This window comes from Mesorhizobium waitakense (genome assembly GCF_056431085.1).
The window spans coordinates 1-7139 of the sequence record NZ_JBWKME010000087.1 but is presented as its reverse complement, the minus strand read 5'-3'; the positions used below and the strand labels follow the sequence as shown (position 1 = coordinate 7139).

The following is a 7139-nucleotide window of genomic DNA, read 5'->3' as shown; positions in this document are numbered from 1 at the left end:
GGCGGTGCGGCCGGCTGAAAGCCGGACATGCGATTTCGGCATCATGATGCGTGCCAGCGCGATCACGCGCACGAATTCGATCGGTTCGATCGGACTTGTTTCGGCAAGGGGCGTGCCGGCGATCGGTATCAGCATGTTGATCGGAACGCTTTCCGGATGTTCCGGCAGATTGGCCAGCGTCACCAGCATGTCGACGCGATCCATAGGCTCTTCGCCCATACCGACAATGCCGCCGCAGCAGACCTTGATGCCGCTGTCGCGGACATTGGCCAGCGTGTCCAGCCGATCGGCAAACGTGCGTGTCGAGATAACCTCGTTGTAGTAGCGCTCCGAAGTGTCGATGTTGTGGTTGTAATAGTCGAGGCCGGCCATTTTCAGTTGCTGCGCCTGGCCCAGATCAAGCATGCCCAGCGTCATGCAGGTCTCCATGCCCAGCGCCTTTACGCCTTCGACCATCGCCACCACCGCATCCATGTCGCGCGCCTTGGGATTTCGCCATGCCGCGCCCATGCAATAGCGGGTGGCACCGGCGTCACGCGCCTTGGTCGCCTCGGCGATGACGCGCCTGACCTCCATCAGCTTCGACGCTTTCAGCCCGGTTTCGTGATGGGCCGACTGGCTGCAATAGCCGCAATCCTCAGGGCAGCCGCCCGTCTTGATGCTAAGAAGCCGGCTGAGCTGGACCTTGTTGGGATCGAAATTCTGGCGGTGCACGGTTTGCGCCAGGAAGAGCAGATTGTTGAAGGGCGCGTCATGAAGTGCCCGAGCCTTCTCTAGCGTCCACGTCGTGGCGTCTGGGGCTTGAGCCTGTGGCATTGTCTTCGTCGGATTGGTGGCGTGCATGTCCATCCTGTTTCCTAGTCTACGCTTGCGCTATCTTCGTCTTACGATTCCTGGGGTTCGAATGCCCGATTGACCCATATGTTTGCTCGTGAGTCGTCAGGGCGCCCGACAGTCAAGGCCGATATCGAGGATCGGCGCGCTGTGAGTCAACCAGCCGATAGAAATCAGGTCGACACCGGTGGCCGCGATGGCCGGCGCTGACGCGGCGGTGATCCTGCCGGACGCCTCGGTGATCGCCCGGCCGGCGACCATCAGCACTGCCTCTCGCAATTGGTCAACCGACATGTTGTCAAGCAGAACGGCGTCGGGGGCGAGCGTCAAGGCCTCTTCCAACTGGGTCAGCGTATCGACCTCGACTTCGATCTTGACGAGATGACCTGCACTTGCTCGCGCGCGCTTGATGGCCGCACGGATCCCGCCGGCGATGGCGATGTGGTTGTCCTTGATCAGAATCGCGTCGTCGAGGCCAAAGCGGTGATTGGCGCCGCCACCGGCGCGCACGGCATATTTTTCGACGGCTCGTAAACCGGGCGTCGTCTTGCGCGTGCAGACGATCTTCGCGCCGTGCCCGCGGACCGCCGCGACGACGGATGCCGTCGCCGTGGCGACGCCGCTCAAGTGACAGAGAAAATTCAGCGCCGTCCGTTCCGCTGTGAGTATGGCCCGGGCCGGACCGCTCACCGATGCGATGACCTGGCCTTCCACGACACCACTGCCGTCTGGCCGCTCCACCGAGATTTCAACATCGGGGCTGATCAGGCGGAAGGCGAGCATGGCTAGATCGACCCCCGCGACAATCCCGTGCTGACGCCCCACAAGCACGGTCCTTGTATAGTGGTAGGGTGTCACAATGGCGTCCGTGGATACGTCACCGGCCCTGCCGAGGTCTTCGAGCAGAGCAGTCCGTACCAGAGGCTCGAGCATGACTGGGGGCAGCGGCGAGAGGTTCATTGCTCGGTCTCTTCAAGCGTAGACGAAGATGCGAGTTCCTCAGCTGTCGCTAAGGCTTCATCGAGCGTGAGCCTGGAGCGGCGGGCGGCAACCGCACAATCTGGACAGTCGATCCGGTAGTGAGCGCCGCGGCTTTCTTCTCGCAGCAAGGCGGCAACCGCGATCATCAGTCCCGCTATCGCAGGATCGGACGCTGCATCTTGGCGTTTGGCCAGCGGAAGTAATGTGCTCACGGCCTCGCGCAAGACCTCGCCATCTCGTTTCACGCCAAGGCTGCGTGACAGGAGAGGGCGCAACGAGAGTGGATCGGGAGCCGGAATTTCCCGTGCCGTCGAGCGTGTTCTGATGCCGATCGGAGATCCCGCCACGCTTTCGGCGACCCAGCGCGCGCATACGATCGCCTCGGTCAGCGAGTTGCTGGCAAGCCGATTGGCGCCATGCAGTCCAGTGGAGGCGACTTCGCCGCACGCCCATAGTCCGGCAACCGAGGTACGTCCATCCCGATCCACCGCGACGCCGCCCATGTGATAGTGCTGGGCCGGCCGTATCGGGATGAGGTCGCGCACGGGATCGATGCCCGCGCCCCGGCAGGCTGATGCGATTGTCGGAAATTGCCGCGCAAATGTCGGGCCGGGCTTTTCTCGTCCATCGAGAAAGACGCGGTGGCCGTTCGAAAGATGCTTCCAGATGGCGCGCGCCACCACATCGCGCGGCGCGAGTTCCGCGCCCGGCAAGCTGTCGAGGAAGCGTCGGCCCGTCTCGTCGATGATCATCGCGCCTTCACCGCGAACCGCTTCACTGATCAGCGTCATCGGGCGCGCCGGCCCATCAAGCGCGGTCGGGTGGAACTGGATGAATTCCAGGTCGGCAACCACAGCACCGGCGCGCGCCGCAAGCGCCAGGCCCTGTCCGCAACTGCCCAAAGGGTTGGTGCTGTCGAGGAACAGTCCGCCAATCCCACCCGTGGCGAGGACGACCCGTCCCGTACCGAAGAACACAGGACTCATCGAACAGCTTGCCCAGACACCTCGGACCGTATTGTCCTCCACCGCCAGCCGCCGCGCCTCTACACCCTCGACGACCACGATCGATGAAGTAGAATGCACAGCTTCGACCAGCACACGCATGATTTCCTGTCCGCTGCCATCGCCGCCGGCATGGACGATGCGCCGGCGGCCGTGCGCGGCCTCCAATCCCAGGCGCAGGGCTCCTTCAGGCGTCCGATCGAAGCGAACCCCAAGGGTCGCCAGGGTCTTGATCGCGTTAGGAGCCGCATGAAGGATGCGGGTTGCGATTTCTGCGTCGCACAGGCCATCGCCGGCGGCGAGCGTGTCGGCGACATGCAGCGCAGGATCGTCGTCCACGCCAAGGCTGGCAGCCAGCCCGCCCTGTGCCCATGCGCTTGATGCCTCAGATCCAAGCGGCGTCCTGGACAGAATAAGCACCGGTTCTGGCGCCAGATGAAGCGCAGTCAAAAGCCCGGCAATACCGCCGCCTATGATAATCGGGCGGCCAAGGAAACTGCGGACCTCCTCGCTCATATGGCGAGCATCCGCTCTACCGCTAGCCGTGCTCGTGCTGCAATGTCGGGTTCAATCATCACCTCATGCCGGTTCTGCTCGAGCGCAGAGCGGATGTTGGCGAGCGTGATGCGCTTCATGTGCGGGCATAGATTGCAGGGCCGGACGAATTCGATCTCGGGATGCTGGAGCGCGACATTGTCGCTCATCGAGCATTCCGTCATCAGCACGACGCGTGGCGGCTTTTGCCTTTCGACATAGTCGGACATGGCGGCTGTCGAGCCAGAAAAATCGGCTTCGGCTACAACGTCGGGCGGGCATTCGGGATGCGCGAGCACCATCACGCCGGGATGGCTTTCGCGCAACTGACGGATGTCGGCTGGCGTGAAGCGCTCGTGCACTTCGCAATGACCCTTCCAGGCGGTGATCTGCACCTTTGTCTGAGCGGCAATGTTCTGGGCCAGATATTCGTCCGGCAGCATGATCACCTTGGGAACCCCGAGGGACTCGACGACGGCCTTTGCGTTGCCGGACGTGCAGCAGATATCGGACTCTGCTTTCACGTCAGCCGAGGTGTTGACATAGGTGACAACCGGCACACCCGGATAGCGCTGCCGCAGCAGGCGAATGTCCTCGGCGGTGATCGAGTCGGCCAGTGAACAGCCTGCTCGCAAATCGGGAATGAGTACCGTCTTTTGCGGATTGAGCAGCTTCGCCGTTTCAGCCATGAAATGCACGCCGGCAAGCACGATGACGTCGGCTTCGGTCGACATTGCCTTACGGGCAAGCGCCAGACTGTCGCCGACGATGTCGGCCACGCAGTGGAAGATCTCCGGCGTCTGATAATTATGCGCCAGGATGACGGCGTTGCGCTCCCGCTTCAGCGCCAGAATTGCCTCGATGTCGTCCGAAAAGCTCGGCCATTCGATCGGAGGAATAACGCGCCGAACGCGGTCGTACAGGGATGCGGCCGAAGGCAGGATGGTGCTCATCGAGCCTCCAATTATAATCTACATGATTATAAGACCTTTATATTCGTTGTGACTATAAGCAATGTCAAGCCCGCGCGAGCGGCAATTTTGTCCCCGCCCCAGGCCTCTCGTCGATAATGGCGTGGCGGAAGCGGTAGAGTTGCGCCGGCCGGCCGCCGGTTTCGGCGGTCGCCTCGCCGGTCTTCTCAACCAGATCCTGCTGCTCTATAAGCCGGCGAAAGTTCGGCTTGTTAATGAGCCTGCCTGAGAGCGCCTCCACGGTTCGCTGCAACTGCAGAAGTGTGAAGAGCGGCGGCATCAGTTCGAACACGACGGGTCGGTATTTGATCTTTGAGCGCAGCCGCGCAATAGCCGTTGCCAGGATGCGGCGGTGATCGGCGACCATGGATGTGCCCGGCACGGGAGTGGGCGCGGCTGAATCCCCGCTGCGGGTCGCTTCCTCCACCAGCGCTGCCTCGTAGAGAAGCTCATAGCGCTGCAATACGAGCTCTTCGTTCCATGCTCGGTCGTCGAAGCCGAAGGTGACCGCCGCACGCCGCCGACGATCGAGCCGCACGGCGGTATCGTCAGCGCTGTCCGCCCATTCCCTCAATCGCGGTCGCAATTTTTCCAGCACAACCGCCGGCGTGCCGGAGCGATGATCCTCCCACGGAAAATAGTCGTACCAACTTGCCCAGCAGCGTTTGGCCGAGGCAGCCGGATCTTCGTCTCGCGTCAGTGCGAGGTAGCTGATCGAGATTACACGCTCCTCAGCGCCGACCCGATCGCGATCGGCGAAGGTGTAAAGCTGTTCGATATAGCCCAGCGGCTGGCCGGTCTGTTGTTCCACCCATCCTCTGAGACCCGACTGCAGGGAGCGGTGATCCTGCTCGAACGGACCCGACGGCAATGCGTTTGCCTGCCCGATGGTGAGAACGTAAGGGTCGCTGCTTTTCACGGCGACGACCACGGCGATAAGGTCCGCTTTGACGGCATTGGCCCTGCCTGCAGCTCTGCCTTTCCTGGTTACCTTTGCCTGGTGCTCCATGATCCCTGAACTGGTTGGCAGAGCCCTGCCAAGAAGGCGGCTGAACCGATTTAAATTGGTTTTCTACGATAACTGTCCGCGCGTCAACATCGCGCACCGTCGCGATTTTGCTCTTCGCACGTGCACAAAAATATGCCAAACGCGACACTCGCGGTTGGTAACGCAAGGGAAGGAGTCCTCGTTGATTTCGGTTGCTAACACCAAGGCGATCACCTCGCCGGATATTCGTTCGCGAAAGGCTGGCACGCCGCTCGTCTGCCTTACCGCCTACACGACCCCGGTTGCCCGGCTAGTGGATTCCCATTGCGATGTCGTGCTGGTCGGCGACAGCGTCGGTATGGTTCTCCACGGGTTGCCGACCACGCTTGGGGTTACGCTCGACATGATGATCATGCATGGCCAAGCTGTGCGCCGCGGCCTTGAGCGGGCGCTGATGGTCGTGGATATGCCATTTGGCTCCTATGAGGAAAGCCGGGACCAGGCCTTTCGCAATGCCGCGCGCGTCATGGCCGAGACCGGTTGCTCAGCCGTCAAGCTCGAGGGCGGCGAGACAATGGCCGAGACAATCCGCTTCCTCGCCTGCCGCGGCATCCCGGTGATGGCCCATGTCGGGCTGACCCCGCAGGCGGTCAACGCGTTCGGCGGATATCTTGTCCAGGGCAGGGGCGAGAATGGCGAGCGCATCCGGCGCGACGCCCACGCAGTGGCCGAGGCGGGAGCATTCGCATTCGTGCTCGAAAAGGTGCCCGAGGCGCTCGCCAGCCGGATCACAGCGGAAATCGCAATTCCAACGATTGGAATCGGCGCCTCGGCCGCCTGCGACGGGCAGATCTTGGTGGTCGACGACATGTTGAGCATGTTCACCGGTTTTCGCCCGAAATTCGTCAAGCGCTACGGCGAACTTGCTTCAGCGGCAGAAGCTGCCATTGCCAGATACGCGGCTGATGTTCGGGAAGGGCCCTTTCCGGCGGCCGAACATGTTTACGACCAGGCGAAGGACGGAGATGTGGCATGAACGTGCCGGTTGTCCATACCATTGCCGAACTTCGCTCCATCGCCACGGGATGGCGCCGTTCTGGCGCCACCATCGCAGTGGTGCCGACCATGGGGGCGTTGCACGAAGGGCATCTGAGCCTGTGCGTGCGGCGCTTCACAGGGCCGATCGGGTTGTCGTGACGCTCTTCGTCAATCCGAAGCAGTTCAACAGTGCTGCCGACCTTGCCGCCTATTCCCGGACGGAAAAGGAAGATGCTGCAAAGCTCGCGTCTCTGGGCGCGCATCTGCTCTATGTGCCGGGCGTAGCGGAGATGTATCCGGCAGGCTTTACCACGACCGTTTCAGTCTCCCGCATCGGCGAAGGCCTGTGCGGCGCGTTCCGGCCAGGTCATTTCGATGGGGTGGCGACTGTCGTTGCCAAGCTCTTCCTGCAGACCGGCGCTGATGTCGCCATTTTCGGCGAAAAAGATTTCCAGCAGCTTCAGCTTGTCAGGCGGAAAGTCGAAGCCGGCTGCGGTGGATGCCATTGCCTCACGCAGATCGACGGCATCAACACTTTCGCACCGCCAGCGCCTGCGCGGCCGCGACTCCGTGGGCCGTTAACGCAAGTATCTGGATGACGCTCACCTCTCCATTGCCATCGGTTCCGTGCAACGTTTGCGGATCGTCCGCCTCACTAGTCGTGCCAAAGGACTAGGCTGAATCGACATTCATCGCATCCATAGCATGGCGCAAGCGATTTGAATGAAACTGAGGAAGTGTAGGGCGCGTCGGTCGTAGCGTGTTGCGATGCGTCTGAAGTGCTTGAGT

General features: G+C 61.9%; 6 protein-coding genes and 2 pseudogenes. 2 read left to right on the top strand and 6 right to left on the bottom strand.

Annotated elements, in window-relative coordinates; genetic code table 11:
- The 5 genes from bioB to AC07FD_RS18400 all read right to left on the bottom strand — a co-directional run.
- On the bottom strand, positions 1-843 hold an 843-nt coding region (gene bioB / locus AC07FD_RS18420; RefSeq protein WP_478351008.1), incomplete at its 3' end, for a biotin synthase BioB.
- Positions 844-939: 96 nt separating this feature from the next.
- The gene (gene nadC, locus AC07FD_RS18415) at positions 940-1794 is read right to left on the bottom strand and encodes a carboxylating nicotinate-nucleotide diphosphorylase (RefSeq protein WP_478351007.1); all 855 of its coding nucleotides are present in this window, start codon (positions 1792-1794) and stop codon (positions 940-942) included.
- Complete coding sequence (locus tag AC07FD_RS18410) at positions 1791-3335, bottom strand: L-aspartate oxidase (protein ID WP_478351006.1); 1545 nt, start codon at positions 3333-3335, stop codon at positions 1791-1793. The genes nadC and AC07FD_RS18410 overlap by 4 nt, the downstream gene beginning before the upstream one ends.
- Complete coding sequence (nadA, locus tag AC07FD_RS18405; RefSeq protein WP_478351005.1) at positions 3332-4306, bottom strand: quinolinate synthase NadA; 975 nt, start codon at positions 4304-4306, stop codon at positions 3332-3334. Before nadA ends, AC07FD_RS18410 begins: the two co-directional genes overlap by 4 nt.
- A gap of 64 nt (positions 4307-4370) precedes the next feature.
- A complete protein-coding gene (locus AC07FD_RS18400) occupies positions 4371-5333 on the bottom strand; it encodes an NUDIX hydrolase (RefSeq protein WP_379100386.1) in 963 nt (320 codons plus the stop codon).
- 181 nt (positions 5334-5514) lie between these two features.
- Here AC07FD_RS18400 and panB point away from each other — a divergent pair, with 181 nt between their 5' ends.
- Entirely contained in the window at positions 5515-6348 is an 834-nt protein-coding gene (panB, locus tag AC07FD_RS18395; protein WP_478351004.1) for a 3-methyl-2-oxobutanoate hydroxymethyltransferase, read from the top strand.
- A pseudogene (locus AC07FD_RS18390) lies at positions 6345-6832 on the top strand (4-phosphopantoate--beta-alanine ligase); the annotation flags it as partial. The gene panB and the pseudogene AC07FD_RS18390, both read left to right, overlap by 4 nt.
- Positions 6833-7039: 207 nt before the next feature.
- Here AC07FD_RS18390 and AC07FD_RS18385 read toward each other — a convergent pair.
- Positions 7040-7139 (bottom strand): annotated as a pseudogene (locus AC07FD_RS18385) (IS5/IS1182 family transposase); the annotation flags it as partial.